The sequence below is a fragment of the Micromonospora arida genome, assembly GCF_003857035.1.
In the GTDB taxonomy this organism is placed as follows: Bacteria; Actinomycetota; Actinomycetes; order Mycobacteriales; family Micromonosporaceae; genus Micromonospora; species Micromonospora arida.
Window position 1 is genome coordinate 1 of sequence record NZ_QGSY01000266.1, and the last position, 15,309, is coordinate 15,309.

Below are 15,309 nucleotides of genomic sequence, written 5' to 3' on the forward strand. Positions count from 1 at the left end.
CGGCCAGGCTGGCTTACCGTGCTCGTACTCGTGGTGGACAGCTCGACCCCCGCGGTCACCGCGGCGCTGGTGGAGGTCTCGGCAGACGGCGTGGCGTCGCGGGCGCACCGGTGCACGGTCGACGCCCGCGCGCACGGTGAGCTGCTCGCGCCCCAGGTGGATGCGGTCCTCGCCGACGCTGACGCGCGCCCGCGTGACCTGGACGCCATCGTCGCCGGGCTCGGCCCGGGGCCGTTCACCGGGCTACGGGTCGGCCTGGTCACCGCCGCGACGATGGGTCAGGTGCTCGGCATCCCCACGTACGGCGTCTGTTCGCTGGACGCCATCGGTTACCCGGCAGCGTCCGGCGCGCCGGTCCTGGCCGCCAGCGACGCCCGGCGCAAGGAGCTCTACTGGGCCGTCTACGACGAAGCCGGCCAGCGGATCGTCGGGCCCGAGGTGTCCGCGCCGGCGGTCGCCGCCGCGCGCGCCCGCGAACTGGGCGCGACGATCGCGGTCGGTGACGGGGCGCACCGGTACGCCGAGGTCCTGGACCTGCCCGTCCGGGTCGAGCCGCGCTACCCGGACGCGACAGTGCTGGCGTTGCTCGCCGCCGAGCGGATCCGGGCGAGGGCGTCCAGTGAACGGCTCACCCCGCTCTACCTGCGCCGCCCCGACGCGGTGGCGGCGACCGGCCGCAAACCGGTCCTGCCATGACCGCGGTACGGCTCGAACCGTTCCGCTGGTGGCACATCGACGACGTGCTGCCGATCGAGGCGGACCTCTTCGGCGCTGAGAAATGGTCGCCCGCCATGTTCTGGAGCGAGCTCGCCAACGGGCACCACTACCGGGTCGCCGTCGACGCGGACGGGTCGGTGCTCGGCTACGCCGGGCTCGCCGGCGTTCCGCCGGACGAGGTGTGGGTACAGAACATCGCCGTCCGCCGGGACGCCCAGCGGCGCGGCGTAGGCCGTGCCCTGCTGGAGGAGTTGCTCGCCGAGGCGGTCCGGCGCGACGCCCGCAGCACCCTGCTGGAGGTCGCCGTGGACAACGCCGCAGCTCAGCGGCTCTACGCGACGTACGGTTTCGAGCCGATCGGGGTGCGGCGCGGCTACTACCAACCGAGCAACACCGACGCGCTGGTCATGCGGCGCGACGCCGAGCCGACCGGGGACGGACCACACGACCATGGCTGACGAACCACTGATCCTGGGTATCGAGACCTCCTGCGACGAGACCGGTGTCGGCATCGTGCGGGGCCACACCCTGCTGGCCGACGCGCTCGCCTCCAGCGTCGAGGAACACGCCCGGTTCGGGGGTGTGGTGCCGGAGGTGGCCAGCCGGGCACACCTGGAGGCCATCGTGCCGACCATGGACCGGGCACTGACCGAGGCCGGCGTCACGCTGGCCGACATCGACGCGATCGCGGTCACCTCCGGGCCGGGGCTGGCCGGTGCGTTGCTGGTCGGCGTCGCTGCCGCCAAGGGGTACGCGGTCGCCGCCGAGAAACCCATCTACGGCGTCAACCACCTCGCCGCCCACGTCGCGGTGGACACTCTCGAGCACGGCCCACTGCCCGAACCCGCCATTGCACTCCTGGTGTCCGGTGGCCACTCGTCCCTCCTGCTCGTGGACGACCTGGCCCGGGGCGTCACCCCGCTGGGCGCCACCATCGACGACGCGGCCGGGGAAGCGTTCGACAAGGTCGCCCGGCTGCTCGGGTTGCCGTTCCCGGGTGGTCCGCCCATCGACCGGGAGGCCCGGGCCGGCGACGCCGCCTCGATCGCCTTCCCCCGCGGTCTGACCGCCGCGAAGGATCTCGCCGCCCACCGGTACGACTTCTCGTTCTCGGGCCTGAAGACGGCGGTGGCCCGGTGGGTCGAGGCCCGTCAGCGTGCCGGTGAGCCGGTTCCGGTGGCCGACGTGGCCGCGTCCTTCCAGGAGGCGGTCTGTGACGTCCTGACCAGCAAGGCGCTCGCCGCCTGCCGGGCGCAGGGCATCGAGACCCTGGTCATCGGCGGGGGAGTGGCGGCGAACTCGCGGCTGCGGGCGATGGCCGAGCATCGAGCCGAGAAGTACGGCATCCGGGTCCGGGTACCCCGGCCGAAGCTGTGCACCGACAACGGCGCGATGGTGGCCGCGCTCGGTTCGCACCTGGTCGCCGCCGGGGTCGCTCCGAGCCGACTGGACCTTCCAGCCGATTCGGCACTGCCGTTGACCACGATCAGCGTGTGACGGGAGCGGCGGACATGATCGTGCGGATGTGGGAGGCGCGCGCCGAGGCGTACGGAGTCGCCGACCTGATCACCTGGGTGTGCGACACCGCCCTGCCCGAGTTGGAGCACGACCCGCTCCACGTCTCCAGCGAGGTCTTCTCCTCCACCGACCACCGTGTGGTGGTGATCTCCAAGTGGCGCAGCAGCCCTCGCCCGCTGCCGGACCCGCCAGCGCTGCTGGTGGCCCGCGCCCCGCACTCCTGGGACTTCACCCAGGTGGACCGGTAACGCGAGCCACCATCCAGGCCGCTGCCTGATCGGTCAGCTGCGGCGCAACATCCGGTAGGTGGCGATTCCGCCGGTGCCCAGCGCGGCGAGGAAGACCAACCAGACGACGGTGCTGCTGACTCCGACCTGCGGGCCGGAGTTGGCGGAGGCGGCGGCCAGGAGCCCGTCCTCACCCGGGGCGGGCAGCGCGGCCGGCGGCAGCTCCGGCCAGCGGACCAGGCCAGTGCTCTCCAGCATCTGCATGTGGTGCATCACGAAGCCGTTGGAGTCGTCGCAGAGCTTGCGGACGGTGGCGTCCCGGGTGCTGGCGCGGACCGCACCGATCACCGGGAAGATCTTGCCGTGGGCGACCCGGAGCCGGGTGACGAAGATCTGGTCGAACCGAGCGCCGGACGCCTTCTGCATCTCGGCCAGCCAGCCCTTCTGCTCGGCGGTCGGCTCGCTGGGGATTGTCGCGCCCAACTTGTTGGCCGCCTCGACCACGAGCTCGTCGAGCTTCTGGTGCTCGTTGGCGATGCCGGCGCCGATCTCCCGGACCTTCGCCGACTGTCCCTTCTCGGCGGCCATCTGGCCGGCTGGCATCTCCCACAGCCCGGCCAGCCGCACCCCGTTGAGCAGTGTCATGTCGGCGGCGTTGAGCTGCTGGCCACCGGCGGGTGCGGCGACGGCCACGCCGGGCAGGACACCGACCCCCGCGATGACCGCGATGAGCAGCATCGCCGCTCGGTGGGTCCGGGTGCCCAGTCGACGATGGGCGGATCTGAGCGGTGCCATGTCTGTGGTGCCTCCTCGGTCCGGACCGGAACGCGTCTGGACCGGGCAGCCGTACCCTGCCGGTTGCCCGTCCGCCCACTGGTACGGACTGATCGCGTGATCAGTTCATCGCGGAGCGAACCGGATCAGCGGGTGACGGCGAGCAGGCCTCCGAGCAGCAGCAGGGTGAGCGCCGCGGCGGCGAAGACCATCAGCAGCTCCTGACGCCCGCGCCCGACCGGGCCGGCGTCGACGACCGAGTTGGGCAGGGCCGGTAGATCGCGGGTCAGCGCGGCCAGGTCACCGAGGGTGCGCGCCGTCCACACCGCACCGACCCGATCGGAGAACTCGTCAAGCGTCAGGCGGCCCGCCGCGGTGTGCTGGTGCAGCGCGGCGACCACCCGGTTGCGGTCGTCGTCGGAGGCGCGCAGCTCGACATCCACGCCGGACAGCGTACGCGGATCAGCCCACGTCGAGGGGGTCGGCGAGGAGCCGTTCGAAGGCCAGTTCGGCGGCACCGATCAGGGGCGCGTCCGTACCCAGTTTCGGCGTACGCAGCCGGACGTGCTCCAGGCAGGCGCCGAGCGCGTTGGAGTTGAGCCGGCTGCGGATCTGGGCCGCCGCCGCGAGGTAGAGGTCACGCATGGTCCCGCCGAAGATGACCATCTCGGGGTTGAAGACGTTCACCAGGTTGGCCACGCCGAAGCCGAGCCAGTCGCCGGCCTGGCGGACCGCCGTCTGGGCCCGGGCGTCCCCGCGGTCGGCCGCGTCGAAGACCTCCAGCAGCGCGTCGCGGCCCCGGGCGTCGGAGCGTCCGGCGGCACGCAGCAGGCCGTGCTCGCCGATCTCGGTCTCCCAGCAGCCCCGGGACCCGCACTCACAGGGTTTGCCGTCGCGGACCACCTTCATGTGGCCGACCTCGCCGCCGTAGCCACCGTGCCCGGTCAGCCGGCGGCCACCGGCGATGATGCCGGCACCCACGCCCACGTCGCCGTACAGGTAGAGGACGTTGTCGCAGCCTGCCGCCACACCCCGTGCGTGCTCGGCGAACGCGGCGACGTCGGCCACGTTGCCCACTGTGACCGGTACGTCGATGCCCAACTCGTCGGCGAGGGCCGCGCCGATCGGCTCGTCCACCCAACCGGTGGTGGGGCCGAGTCGGACCAGGCCGTCGTCCCGGCGGACCATGCCGCAGACCGCGACGCCGGCACCGACGCAGATCGCGTCCGCCGGCACCAACTGCTGCATCTCCTTGACCGCGCCGGCCAGCAGCGGCGCGGCCTCCGCGGCCAGCAGCCCGCGCGGCCGGTCCAGGTCCCGGCGGTCCAGGACCGCGCCACCCAGCCCGATCCGGGCGGCGCGCAGCCGGTCCACCTCCACCGAGTACGCGTACGCGTAGACCCGGGCCGACTCGGGCCGGACGACCAGTGACGGTCGTCCGGCCCGGCCGGTCTCCTTCGGTGCACCTTCGCTGACCAGCCCCACTGCGGACAGGTCGGCGGTGAGCGCGCCGATGGTGCTGCGGTTGAGGCCCAGCGTGGTGGTCAGTTCGGCCCGCGTGGTCGCCCCATGGACGTGCACGTGCCGCAGCAGGGCCCCGAGGTTCTGCCGTCGGACGTCATCCTGGCTTGGTCCTGGGCGCATGCTGGTGCTACCTCCCGCGCGGTCAGCGGGTGCCGGTGGCTGCCGCGCGGCGGCGGGAGAGCGCGTCGACGCTGGCGGCGAGCAGCAGCACGACGCCCGTGACCACGTACTTGACTCCCGCGCTGTAACCCATCAGGCCCATTCCGTTTTCGATGACCGCGACCACCGCGCCGCCGAGTACGGCGTCGAGGACGCGGCCCTTGCCACCGAAGAGGCTGGTGCCGCCGATCACCGCTGCGCCGACCGCGTAGAGCAGTACGTTACTGCCCCCGGTGTTCGGGTCGACGGAGTTGGCCCGGCTGGCCGCCACGATGCCACCGATGGCGGCCATCGAGGAGCAGATCACGAAGACCGAGATCCGGATCCGGTCGACGTCGATGCCGGCCCGGCGGGCCGCTTCCCGGTTGCCGCCGACTGCGTAGATGTGCCGGCCGTAGCTGGTGCGTTGCAGCACGAAGGTCCAGATGACCAGCAGCACCACGATGATCGGCACCACGATCGGCACACCCTTGAGTGAGCTGATCAGGACGTTGCGGCTGCGCTCCAGGTTGAGCACGTACACCGCGGTGCCGAGGATGACGGCGAGCCCGACGATCCGCAGCGCCACCACCGCGATCGGGTCGGTGATCAGACCACGGGCAGCCCGGTTGCGGTGACGCAGCAGTTGCACCGCCGCGTAGCCGATGATCGCGAGGGCGGTCAGCCCCCAGCCCAGCGTGGGCGCGAGGTTGCGGTTGGCGATGGCGACCAGCACGTCGTCGCGGACGGAGATGTTGGTGCCCTCTTTGACGAGCAGCAGCACGACGCCCTGGAAGGCGAGGAAGCCGGCGAGGGTGACCACGAAGGACGGGATACCGATCTTCGCGACGAGCATGCCGAGCGTGGTGCCGATGACCACACCGGTGGCGACCGCGGCGAGCACGGCGACCCACCAGGGGTAGCCGAGCACGGTGACCACATTGGCCAGCACCGCCGCGCACACGCCGCTGGCGAAGCCGGCGGAGAGGTCGATCTCGCCGAGCAGCAGCACGAAGACCAGGCCCATTGCGATCAGCGTGACCGCCGCGCCCTGGGTGAAGAGGTTGGCGAAGTTACCGGCCGACAGGAACGACGACGGCCGCATGATCGCGAAGACGGTGCAGAGCACGATCAGGCCGAGTACGGCCGGTAGCGCGCCGACGTCGCCACCGCGTACCCGACTCAGGTAGTTGCGGAAGTGGCCTCCGATGGTCGGCGTCGGTGTGACGGCCGCCGGGCCGTCCTTCCGCACGGCGGTGGTGGTCATCGGACGCCTCCTGAGATCGAGTCGGCCGCCTGCGGGCCGTCGCCGTTGCTGCCCGGGTCGGTGGCGAGGCCGAGCCCGCCCGAGCGCCCGGCGGTGATCAGCTCGACCACCTGGGCGTGGGTGATGTCGGTGGTCTTCACCTGGGCGACCATCTGGCCGAGGTACAGCGCGGCGATCCGGTCGGAGACGGCGAAGACGTCGTTCATGTTGTGCGAGATGAGCACCACGGCCAGGCCGTTGTCGGCGAGGCGTCGGACCAGTTCGAGCACCTGGGCGGTCTGTGCCACGCCGAGCGCCGCGGTCGGCTCGTCCAGGATGACGAGCTTGCTGTTCCACAGCACCGCCTTGGCGATGGCCACGGTCTGGCGTTGACCGCCGGAGAGGCTGGACACGTGCTGGCGAAGTGAGGTGACGGTGCGGATGGAGAGCCCTGCCAGGGTTTCGGCGGCGAGCTGTTCCATGGTCGGCTCGTCGAGGACGATTCCGTTGCGCTTCTCCCGGCCGAGGAACATGTTCTGCACGATGTCCAGGTTGTCGCAGAGCGCGAGGTCCTGGTAGACGACCTCGATGCCGAGTGCGGCGGCGTCGCGGGGGCTGCCGATGTGTACCGGTTCACCGTTGAACAGGAACTCGCCAGCGTCGGTGGGGTGGATGCCGCTGATGCACTTCACCAGGGTCGACTTGCCGGCGCCGTTGTCGCCGACCAGTGCGGTCACTTCGCCCGGGTGGACGGTCAGGGCGACGTCGCGGAGCACCTGGACAGGACCGAAGCTCTTGTCGATCCCGCGGAGTTCCAGCAAGGGGGTCGCGGACACGGGGGGTCTCCTTCTCAAGGGAGGGTAGGGGCCCGTCCGGCGGGCGCCGCCCGGCACGGGAGGGGTGCTCCCGTGCCGGGCGGCGATGGTCGTCCCGGCGGGTGATGCGGCGTCGGTCAGCTGATGCCGGCGTCCGCGCAGAGCTTGGCGTACGCCGCGGTGCAGACCTCTTCCTTGGTCACGTAGCCGTCGGCGATGACGTCCTTGACGGTGTCCTTGTAGATGGCCTTCGGGGTGAGCAGCACCGAGGGGACGTCCCGGTCACCGTCCTTCACCGTCTGGCCGGTGTCCTTCTTCTCACCCTTGGCGAGCGCGATGGCCAGGTCGGAGGCGGCCTTGGCCTCTTCCCGGACCGCCTTGTAGACGGTCATGCACTGGTCACCGGCGAGGATGTTCTGCAGGCCCTCGGTGCTGGCGTCCTGCCCGGTCACCGGCACCTTGCCGTTGAGCTTGTTCTTCTTGAGGATCGAGATGGCGGCGTTGCCGAGACCGTCGTTGGCGGCCAGCACACCGTCGATCTTGCCGTTGGCCTTGGTGAGCTGCTGCTCGAAGATCGTCGCGGCCTGCGCGTTGTCCCACGCCGGCACCGCGTCCTCAGGGCCCTTGACGTATTCCTTGGAGTCGAACTTCGGCTTGAGCACCGAGTCGTAGCCGGCCTTGAACAGGGTGGCGTTGTTGTCGGTGGGGGAGCCGTTCAGGTACGAGACGACCGGGTTCTTGGCGCCCTTCTCGGTCAGGCACTTCGACAGACCCTCGCCCTGGAGCTTGCCGACGGTCTCGTTGTCGAAGCTGACGTAGTACTGGGCCGAGCCACCGAGGGTGAGCCGGTCGTAGTCGATGGTGGCGACGCCCTGCGACTTGGCCTTGTCCAGCACGGCCTTGCCGGTGCCGGAGTCCAGGTTGACGATCATCAGGGCGGTCACGCCACCGGTGATCATCTGGTCGGCGATGGTCTGGAAGGCGGTCTTGTCGTTCTGGGCGTTCTGGATGTCGTACTTGACGTTGGCCGCCTTGAACGCCTCCTCCAGGAACCGGCGGTCCGCCGTTTCCCAGCGGGCCGAGGACTTGCTGTCCGGGAGGATCACGCCGATCTTGGGGGTCTTGGTGGAGGCGGCCTTGTCGCCGGAGTCGTCGCCACAGGCGGTCAAGCCGCCGGTCGTGAGCAGGCCCACGGCGGCGATGGTGAGGATCCCCTTACGCATGTGCAGGGTCCTTTCGGAGGTGGGGGAGGTGTTGTTTTGTTGTGTCCGGCAACGTATTTCGCGTCACACCGGCTCCACAAGACCGCGCAGGTGCATAGTTTGTTGGGAGCGATAACAATTCAGCAACGCGACTGTTACTCCGCGGGTATCCCACGGGGGAGTCGACGTAACGAAGGCCGTCAGTGGGTCTGCAACGGCGCGGTGCGGGCGTCGGTCAGCGCCACCAGATCCGCCGGGGCCAGTTCGAGTTGCAGACCACGCCGACCAGCCGAGACGTAGATCGTCGGGAGATCCAGCGCGGATTCGTCCAGCACTGTGGGCAACCGTCGACGCTGCCCGAGCGGGCTGATCCCACCGCGTACGTAACCGGTGGCCCGCTCGGCGACGGCCCGATCGGCCAACGCGGCCCGCTTGCCGCCGACCGCCGCCGCGAGCGCCTTGAGATCCAGCTCGCCGGTGACCGGAACGACCGCCACGGTGAGCGCGCCGTCGACCTCGGTCACCAGAGACTTGAACACGCGCTCCGGTGCCACGCCGAGCGCCACCGCCACCAACGCGCCGTAGTTCGGGGCATCCGGCGCCACCCGGTACGGATGGGTGCGATGCGCGATTCCGCGCTTGACCAAGAGTGCCGTTGCCGGCGTGCCCTGTCCCGCCACAGCGACGAGGCTAGTCGAGAAGGCGCCAGTCGACCGGCTGGCCGATCAGCACCGTCGGTGCGCCGTCGACGCGGGTGAGCACCAGACTCGCCGCCGCATCCCCGGCCAGCCGCAGGTCCCGCCGGAGCTGCTCCGGGGTGAGCGCCGAACCCCGCTTGAGGATCTCCACCCGGCCCACCCGGCGGTCGCGCAGCAGCGCCCGCAGGCGCTTGAGCGAGAACGGCAGCACGTCGGTGATCTCCAGACAGCGCGCGTACGGGGTGCGGATCGGCTGGTCGGCGTAGAGGTAGGCGATGCTCGGATCGCCCAGGGTGGCGTCCAGTTCGGTGGCCAGCTCGGCCACGAGGTGCGCGCGCACGACCGCCGGGTCCGGGTCGTACAGGTAGCGACGCGGCGGCCCGACCGGCGCCTCGGCGGCACCCGAGCCGGTGAGCTCGTGGCGGTGGGCCTCAGCGCCCCGCTGACGGTAGAGGGTGGCGCGGCGGGGCACCTCCGCCAGCTCGCCGCACCAGAGCGCGGCCTCGACCAGGTCGCCGTCCACGCCGACCCACTCCGCCTCCGCGCCCGCCGGAATGAGCGCGTGGTCCAGGCCCGGCGCCACCTTCACCACTGTGCGCGGCACCCGCTCGGCCAGCCCGGTCACGAAGTCCCACGGTGGCGAGTAGGCGCGCGGGTCGAAGATCCGCCGCCCGGTGCCGGTGGCGCGGCGGGCCGGATCGCAGAAGACCCCGTCGACCCCTGACACGTCGAACCCGGTCGCGTCGCCGCACTCGACAGTGAACAGCTCGGCCAGGCCCGCCGCCTCGGCGTTGGCGGCGGCCATCGCCGCGGTCACCGGGTCGGCCTCCACGCCGTACACCCGGATGCCGGCGCGGGCGGCGGCCAGCGCGTCGGCCCCGAGCCCGCACCCGAGATCGGCCAGGGTGCGCACGCCGGCCGCGTACAACCGGGCAGCCCGACGGTCGGCGACCACCCGGCGGGTGGCCTGCTCCAGGCCGGGACGGGTGAGGAACATTTCAGCGGCGGCCGAGCCGAACTTGCCCACCGCCCGGTGGCGCAGCTCGGCCTGGGTCAGTGCCGCCGCGGCCAACGTCGGCGGCACGCTGGTCGCGCGCAGCGCCGACGCCGCCACCAGTGGATCACCGCCGGCCAGGTCGGCCGCCGCCGTGAGCGCGGCCGACCCCTCAGGGGTACGCAGCGCCGCCAGCTGATCGAGATCCACCCCGCCATTGTCCCGGCCGACCGGGAAATCCTGGCTGGCGGGGCGCGACTCGCTGGCACTCTCCTTGACGGAGTGCTAGCCACGGAATAACCTGCGATTAGCACTCTCACCCTGAGGGTGCCAGCTTCCGGGTCTCGCGACCCGGGTGCGCACGCCAGGCGGACCGGCACCCGCGACGACGGCACCGCCCGGTGGCATGAGGCAGATTGACGCTGGTCAGCCCCGCTGGCCAGCAACGAAACCAGTACCCCAGGAGGGTATGCCCGTGACTACCGCGACCAAGGTTGCGATCAAGCCGCTCGAGGACCGCATCGTGGTCCAGGCGAACGAGGCTGAGACCACCACGGCGTCGGGCATCGTGATCCCCGACACCGCCAAGGAGAAGCCGCAGGAGGGCACTGTCCTCGCTGTGGGCCCGGGGCGCGTCGACGACAACGGCAACCGGGTTCCGGTTGACGTGCAGGTCGGCGACACCGTCCTTTACTCGAAGTACGGCGGCACCGAGGTCAAGTACGCCGGCGAGGAGTACCTGGTGCTCTCCGCCCGCGACGTCCTCGCGGTCATCGAGAAGTAAGCAACCGATCAGTGCCACTGCCCCGGTCCGGCTCGCCGGGCCGGGGCAATGGCGCTTCGAAGGGACATTAATGGCGAAGATCCTGAGCTTCTCGGACGACGCCCGGCACCTGCTGGAGCACGGTGTCAACGCCCTCGCGGACGCGGTCAAGGTCACCCTCGGCCCGCGCGGGCGCAACGTCGTCCTGGACAAGAAATTCGGTGCGCCGACGATCACCAACGATGGTGTGACCATCGCCAAGGAGATCGAGCTCACCAACCCGTACGAGAACCTTGGCGCGCAACTGGTCAAGGAGGTGGCGACCAAGACCAACGACGTCGCCGGCGACGGGACCACCACCGCGACCGTGCTGGCCCAGGCGATGGTTCGCGAGGGTCTGCGCAACGTGACCGCCGGGACCAACCCGGCCGGCATCAAGCGGGGCATCGACGCGGCGGCCATGAAGGTCTCCGAGGCGCTGCTCGGCCGTGCCGCCGAGGTCACCAGCAAGGAGTCGATCGCGAACGTGGCGACGATCTCCGCGCAGGACTCCACGATCGGCGATCTGATCGCCGAGGCGATGGAGCGCGTCGGCCGCGACGGTGTCATCACCGTCGAGGAAGGCTCGATGCTCACCACCGAACTGGACGTGACCGAGGGTCTCCAGTTCGACAAGGGCTTCATCTCGCCGAACTTCGTCACCGACCTGGAGGGTCAGGAGTCCGTCCTTGAGGACGCGTACATCCTGGTCACCACCCAGAAGATCTCGGCGATCGAGGAGCTGCTGCCGCTGCTGGAGAAGGTCCTGCAGAACAGCAAGCCCCTGCTGATCATCGCCGAGGACGTGGACGGCCAGGCGCTCTCCACCCTGGTGGTCAACTCGCTGCGCAAGACCCTCAAGGTCTGCGCGGTCAAGGCCCCGGGCTTCGGTGACCGGCGCAAGGCAATGCTCCAGGACATCGCGATCTCCACGGGCGCCGAGCTGGTCGCCCCGGAGCTGGGCTACAAGCTCGACCAGGTCGGCCTGGAGGTGCTCGGCACCGCCCGGCGCGTCGTGGTCGACAAGGAGAACACCACGATCGTCGACGGCGGGGGCCAGAAGGCCGACGTCACCGACCGGGTGTCCCAGATCCGCAAGGAGATCGAGGCCTCCGACTCCGACTGGGACCGGGAGAAGCTGGCCGAGCGGCTGGCGAAGCTCTCTGGTGGCATCGCCGTCATCAAGGCCGGCGCGGCGACCGAGGTCGAGATGAAGGAGCGCAAGCACCGCATCGAGGACGCCATCGCGGCGACCAAGGCTGCGGTCGAGGAGGGCACCGTGCCCGGCGGCGGCGCCGCCCTGGTGCAGATCCTCTCGGTGCTCGACGACGACCTGGGCTTCACCGGTGACGAGAAGGTCGGCGTCTCGGTCGTGCGCAAGGCGCTCGTCGAGCCGCTGCGCTGGATCGCCCAGAACGCCGGTCACGACGGTTACGTCGTGACGCAGAAGGTCGCCGACCTCAAGTGGGGCAACGGCCTCGACGCCGCCAAGGGCGAGTACGTCGACCTGGTCAAGGCCGGCATCATCGACCCGGTGAAGGTGACCCGCAACGCGGTCACCAACGCCGCCTCGATCGCCGGTCTGCTGCTCACCACGGAGAGCCTCGTGGTGGAGAAGCCGGAGCAGGCCGAGCCGGCCGCCGCCGGCGGGCACGGCCACGGTCACGGCCACCAGCACGGCCCGGGCTTCTGATCCGGTAGCGACACCCGTTCCGGGGCGCACCGCCGTAAGGCGGTGCGCCCCGGCTCGTTCTTGCTTGCTGGTAGGTCATTACCGAACGCTGACGTTGTTGGCGACCGGGCGAGATGATCGCGCACACTGGGCCGATGAGCACCACGTCACGGCGGTACGCCGCGTTGGCCGGAATCACCGCCGCCGCCGTCGCGATCGGGATCGCCGAACCGGTCGCGGTGTTGACCGGTCCCCGGTCGGCGCCCCTGGTCGCGGTCGGCGGTGTCATCGTCGACGCCGTCCCCGAGTCGCTGAAGCAACTCGCCATCGACCTCTTCGGCACCGCCGACAAGATCGCGCTGCTGGTCGGCACGGCCGTGTTGCTGGGAGGCTTCGCCGCTCTCTTCGGCGTACTGGCGGTCCGCCGGTTGGCACTCGGCCTGGCCGGCATTGCCGCGTTCGGTGCCATCGGCGTGGCCGCCGCGGTGACCCGCTCCGGCGCTGACCTCGCCGACGCGCTGCCGTCCCTGGTCGGCGCCGGTCTCGGTGCCCTGGTGCTCTGGCTGTTCATCGGCGGACCGTTCGAGCTCGACCCCTGGACCTGGTCACCACCCACGCCGTCCGCTGGTCCGGCGTTACCGGGTGGCCCGGTGTCGCCGGGCGAGTCGGTGCCGGTGTCGCCGGCAGGGCCGGTGCCGGTGACTCCCGCCGGGCCGACGGCGGCGGTCGAACCGGTCGGGCCTGCCGAAGTGGACCCGGAGTCGCGGCGGCGTTTTCTCACCGGCAGCGGGGTGCTGCTCGGCACGGCCGTGGTGGCCGGTCTCGGTGGGCGCTGGCTGGCGGGCCGGCGCGGCGTGTCCGCAGCCCGCGACGCGATCCGCCTGCCCGCGCCGGTAGCCCCCGCACCGGCCGTGCCGGCGGGCGCGGACCTCTCACTGACGCAGCTCGCGCCGTACGTCACCCCGAACTTCGGGTTCTACCGGATCGACACCGCGCTGGTGGTGCCCCAGGTCGACCCGGACACCTGGCGGCTGCGGATCCACGGACGGGTCGGTAGGGAGCGCACCTACAGCTACGCGGATCTGCTGGCCCGACCGCTGGTCGAGCGGTACGTCACGCTGGCCTGCGTCTCCAACGAGGTGGGCGGGGACCTGATCGGCAATGCCCTGTGGCTCGGCGTACCCCTGCGGGAACTACTGGACGAGGTCGAGCCGGACGACGACGCCGACCAGGTGGTCGGCCGGTCGGTCGACGGTTGGACCTGCGGCACCCCCACCGCCGCGCTGCGCGACGGACGGGACGCGCTGCTGGCCGTCGGGATGAACGGCGAGCCGCTGCCGGTCGAGCACGGCTTCCCGGTCCGAGTGGTGGTGCCGGGCCTCTACGGCTACGTGTCGGCCTGCAAATGGGTGACCGAACTGGAGCTGACCCGATTCGCCGACTTCGACGCGTACTGGGTGCCACGCGGCTGGTCCCCCCAGGGCCCCATCAAGACCCAGTCCCGGATCGACACGCCCCGGGGGCGTAACCGGCTGACCGCCGGCCCGGTGACCGTCGCCGGGGTGGCCTGGGCGCAGCACCGGGGCATCCGCCGAGTCGAGGTACGCGTCGACGACGGCCCGTGGCAGGAAGCCGCGTTGGCCCCGACCGTGTCGGTGGACACGTGGGTGCAGTGGTCCTGGCGCTGGGACGCCACCCCGGGCGAGCACCGGCTCCAGGTCCGCGCGACGGACGCGACAGGTGAAACCCAAACCGAACGTACCCAGGACGTCGTCCCGGACGGCGCCACCGGCTGGCACACGGTCACCGTCACCGTCCGCTGATCCACGCCATGGCGTCGCCGCCCGGGCTGTGTCCGCGACCTGCCTTGCGGCTTCCCGCGACTCTCCTTCGGGTGGGCGGGCCGGCCGGTTGACCGGTGGTACCCCAGACCGTGCATGCAGATCTTGGACACTTTCCGTTAGCGCGGCGGGCCCGCCGGACGGAAAGTGTCCAAGATCTGCGGACTCAGAGCACAGAAATGCCGCTGGCCGGCACCCCGGGTTTGGGGGTGCCGGCCAGCGGTCGGTGTCATGCGGTGGTCTTGCTGTGCGGTGGTCTTGCTGTGGTGCGGTGGTGCTGGTCTTCGGTGCTGTTGTTCTGTGGCGGTGCTGGGGTCAGCTGTTCCAGTACTGGCCGACCAGGTCGGTGGCTTGCTGCTCCCACTGGGCGTAGGCGTCCGGGTAGGCCGACACCTGCACCGTCTGCGCGGCGTCGGTCAGGGGCATGTCCTGCCACCCGTCGACCTGCTTCAAGCCCTTGAGGAACGCGGTCGTGGAGTAGGCGGGGTCGGTGATCTGCTCCGGCGTACCCCAACCCGAGCTCGGGCGCTGCTGGAACAAGCCCAGCGAGTCATGGTCGTTCTTATCGCCCAGGTGGCCGAGGTTCTCGAGCTTCGACTCCTGCAGGCTCGTCGCGATCGAGATGACCGCGGCGCGCTCCGGGAGACCGGCCTTCTTGGTGGCGGCGATGATCGCCTTGACGTTGGCGCTCTGCTCGTCGTTGAGGGTGATGTGGGACTGCTCGCCCTGCGGCTTCGGCGCCGCGGACTGCACGGCCACCGCGACGGGCTTGGCATCCACGGCCGGGGTGGCGGCGTGGGCGGCGATCGGGCCGGCGAAGACACCACCGGCGAACGCGAGACCAGCAACAGACAGCATGCTCTTACGGAAGATCGTGTTCATGAGGGGTAGCTCCTTCGGGGGTAGGACACCCGACCGCCAAAAGGGGGGCGGCGGCAGGGTGTGAGCACCTCGTCCGGCGCTGCACAAACAAAGGGGAAAAGTTTGGGGGGTGACGCCCTGTCGGCGACCTGGCAAGCCGGGGGGCTCGCGGCGCCGGGTCCCTGTGTAACGACCGGGGGGCCGGGGTCATTCCGGGGTGGCCCACCTACCGGGCACCCTCACCGTGGCGGTGCCCGTCGATCGTTCGCGGGGGTTGTAA

Annotated in this window: 16 protein-coding genes; 7 read left to right on the top strand and 9 right to left on the bottom strand. The window is 70.8% G+C overall.

The features are described from left to right. The first annotated feature begins 18 nt into the window (after positions 1 to 18). From tsaB to DLJ58_RS26340, 4 genes are read left to right on the top strand one after another with little or no spacing between them, the layout of a single operon-like run. Entirely contained in the window at positions 19 to 696 is a 678-nt protein-coding gene (tsaB, locus tag DLJ58_RS26325) for a tRNA (adenosine(37)-N6)-threonylcarbamoyltransferase complex dimerization subunit type 1 TsaB (RefSeq protein ID WP_124860253.1), read from the top strand. After that, positions 693 to 1,175, top strand: coding sequence for a ribosomal protein S18-alanine N-acetyltransferase (gene rimI, locus DLJ58_RS26330; protein ID WP_112621757.1), 483 nt, complete (start codon positions 693 to 695; stop codon positions 1,173 to 1,175). The genes tsaB and rimI overlap by 4 nt, the downstream gene beginning before the upstream one ends. Next, complete coding sequence (gene tsaD, locus DLJ58_RS26335) at positions 1,168 to 2,214, top strand: tRNA (adenosine(37)-N6)-threonylcarbamoyltransferase complex transferase subunit TsaD (protein ID WP_124860255.1); 1,047 nt, start codon at positions 1,168 to 1,170, stop codon at positions 2,212 to 2,214. Before rimI ends, tsaD begins: the two co-directional genes overlap by 8 nt. A 14-nt stretch (positions 2,215 to 2,228) precedes the next feature. Then, positions 2,229 to 2,483, top strand: a complete 255-nt coding sequence (locus tag DLJ58_RS26340; RefSeq protein ID WP_039906914.1) for a hypothetical protein — start codon at positions 2,229 to 2,231, stop codon at positions 2,481 to 2,483. 33 nt (positions 2,484 to 2,516) lie between these two features. Here DLJ58_RS26340 and DLJ58_RS26345 read toward each other — a convergent pair whose 3' ends face one another. The 8 genes from DLJ58_RS26345 to DLJ58_RS26380 form a co-directional block, all read right to left on the bottom strand. Next, positions 2,517 to 3,257, bottom strand: a complete 741-nt coding sequence (locus DLJ58_RS26345; protein WP_124860257.1) for a DUF4142 domain-containing protein — start codon at positions 3,255 to 3,257, stop codon at positions 2,517 to 2,519. A 125-nt stretch (positions 3,258 to 3,382) separates the two neighbouring features. Further along, a complete protein-coding gene (locus tag DLJ58_RS26350; RefSeq protein ID WP_124860259.1) occupies positions 3,383 to 3,679 on the bottom strand; it encodes a DUF1707 SHOCT-like domain-containing protein in 297 nt (98 codons plus the stop codon). Between the two features lie 19 nt (positions 3,680 to 3,698). Next, positions 3,699 to 4,880: an ROK family protein gene (locus tag DLJ58_RS26355; RefSeq protein ID WP_112737048.1), complete on the bottom strand. Its 1,182-nt coding sequence runs from the start codon at positions 4,878 to 4,880 to the stop codon at positions 3,699 to 3,701. Between the two features lie 22 nt (positions 4,881 to 4,902). Beyond that, positions 4,903 to 6,165, bottom strand: coding sequence for a sugar ABC transporter permease (locus DLJ58_RS26360; protein ID WP_124860261.1), 1,263 nt, complete (start codon positions 6,163 to 6,165; stop codon positions 4,903 to 4,905). Further along, the gene (locus DLJ58_RS26365; RefSeq protein WP_124860263.1) at positions 6,162 to 6,980 is read right to left on the bottom strand and encodes an ATP-binding cassette domain-containing protein; all 819 of its coding nucleotides are present in this window, start codon (positions 6,978 to 6,980) and stop codon (positions 6,162 to 6,164) included. Before DLJ58_RS26365 ends, DLJ58_RS26360 begins: the two co-directional genes overlap by 4 nt. 116 nt (positions 6,981 to 7,096) lie before the next feature. After that, the gene (locus DLJ58_RS26370; RefSeq protein ID WP_124860265.1) at positions 7,097 to 8,182 is read right to left on the bottom strand and encodes a sugar ABC transporter substrate-binding protein; all 1,086 of its coding nucleotides are present in this window, start codon (positions 8,180 to 8,182) and stop codon (positions 7,097 to 7,099) included. A gap of 179 nt (positions 8,183 to 8,361) precedes the next feature. Continuing rightward, positions 8,362 to 8,841, bottom strand: coding sequence for a Cys-tRNA(Pro) deacylase (gene ybaK, locus DLJ58_RS26375; RefSeq protein ID WP_124860267.1), 480 nt, complete (start codon positions 8,839 to 8,841; stop codon positions 8,362 to 8,364). Between the two features lie 10 nt (positions 8,842 to 8,851). Beyond that, positions 8,852 to 10,063 carry a THUMP-like domain-containing protein gene (locus tag DLJ58_RS26380; protein WP_124860269.1) on the bottom strand — a complete coding sequence of 404 codons (1,212 nt, stop codon included), beginning with the start codon at positions 10,061 to 10,063 and terminating at the stop codon, positions 8,852 to 8,854. A gap of 259 nt (positions 10,064 to 10,322) precedes the next feature. On the opposite strand from DLJ58_RS26380, the gene groES reads away from it, so the two are divergent. The 3 genes from groES (at position 10,323) to DLJ58_RS26395 (ending at position 14,150) form a co-directional block, all read left to right on the top strand. After that, entirely contained in the window at positions 10,323 to 10,637 is a 315-nt protein-coding gene (gene groES / locus DLJ58_RS26385; RefSeq protein WP_030330046.1) for a co-chaperone GroES, read from the top strand. A gap of 70 nt (positions 10,638 to 10,707) precedes the next feature. After that, a complete protein-coding gene (gene groL / locus DLJ58_RS26390; protein ID WP_124860271.1) occupies positions 10,708 to 12,348 on the top strand; it encodes a chaperonin GroEL in 1,641 nt (546 codons plus the stop codon). A 134-nt stretch (positions 12,349 to 12,482) separates the two neighbouring features. Next, positions 12,483 to 14,150, top strand: a complete 1,668-nt coding sequence (locus tag DLJ58_RS26395) for a molybdopterin-dependent oxidoreductase (protein WP_124860273.1) — start codon at positions 12,483 to 12,485, stop codon at positions 14,148 to 14,150. A gap of 333 nt (positions 14,151 to 14,483) precedes the next feature. Here the strand turns inward: DLJ58_RS26395 and DLJ58_RS26400 are convergent, their stop codons facing one another. Further along, positions 14,484 to 15,050 (bottom strand): hypothetical protein, encoded by a 567-nt coding sequence (locus DLJ58_RS26400; protein WP_124860275.1) that lies wholly within the window; start codon positions 15,048 to 15,050, stop codon positions 14,484 to 14,486. Positions 15,051 to 15,309: the final 259 nt, after the last annotated feature.

Coding starts and splice junctions, on each gene's coding strand:
- tsaD (WP_124860255.1), top strand. CDS start 1,168: ATGGCTGACGAACCACTGATCCTGGGTATCGAGACCTCCTGCGACGAG.
- DLJ58_RS26355 (WP_112737048.1), bottom strand. CDS start 4,880: ATGCGCCCAGGACCAAGCCAGGATGACGTCCGACGGCAGAACCTCGGG.
- DLJ58_RS26400 (WP_124860275.1), bottom strand. CDS start 15,050: ATGAACACGATCTTCCGTAAGAGCATGCTGTCTGTTGCTGGTCTCGCG.
- DLJ58_RS26370 (WP_124860265.1), bottom strand. CDS start 8,182: ATGCGTAAGGGGATCCTCACCATCGCCGCCGTGGGCCTGCTCACGACC.
- DLJ58_RS26345 (WP_124860257.1), bottom strand. CDS start 3,257: ATGGCACCGCTCAGATCCGCCCATCGTCGACTGGGCACCCGGACCCAC.
- groES (WP_030330046.1), top strand. CDS start 10,323: ATGCCCGTGACTACCGCGACCAAGGTTGCGATCAAGCCGCTCGAGGAC.
- DLJ58_RS26395 (WP_124860273.1), top strand. CDS start 12,483: ATGAGCACCACGTCACGGCGGTACGCCGCGTTGGCCGGAATCACCGCC.
- DLJ58_RS26360 (WP_124860261.1), bottom strand. CDS start 6,165: ATGACCACCACCGCCGTGCGGAAGGACGGCCCGGCGGCCGTCACACCG.
- DLJ58_RS26340 (WP_039906914.1), top strand. CDS start 2,229: ATGATCGTGCGGATGTGGGAGGCGCGCGCCGAGGCGTACGGAGTCGCC.
- rimI (WP_112621757.1), top strand. CDS start 693: ATGACCGCGGTACGGCTCGAACCGTTCCGCTGGTGGCACATCGACGAC.
- groL (WP_124860271.1), top strand. CDS start 10,708: ATGGCGAAGATCCTGAGCTTCTCGGACGACGCCCGGCACCTGCTGGAG.